The following is a 257-nucleotide window of genomic DNA, read 5'->3' on the forward strand; positions in this document are numbered from 1 at the left end:
CGGAAGGCGTCGACCAGGGCGTCGGCGAACCGCTTGCCTGGAAGGCCCTCTGACGCCGGTGCACCGAGCACCGCATCGAGCCATTCGTGCATTGCCTGGTCCGCGCGCGGGATCTGTTCCGGTGTCAGGATTTGGACCAGGGCCTCGGACGGACGCGCCCGGGCGAAGGGGCCGAGGAAAATACGGTCGGCCAGCAGATCGCCGATGGCCTGGACGGGCTCGGCGACAAAGCGCGCCTGCCAACGCTGGATGGCCGG

Annotated in this window: 1 protein-coding gene; it reads right to left on the bottom strand. The window is 69.6% G+C overall.

Features of this window, described 5'->3' with window-relative positions:
• A partial coding sequence (locus BQ17_RS21695; protein ID WP_176722357.1) for a hypothetical protein occupies window positions 1–257 on the bottom strand: 257 nt, incomplete at both ends.

It is taken from the genome of Candidatus Thiosymbion oneisti, assembly GCF_900092655.1.
GTDB classification, from domain to species: Bacteria; Pseudomonadota; Gammaproteobacteria; order Chromatiales; family Chromatiaceae; genus Thiosymbion; species Thiosymbion oneisti.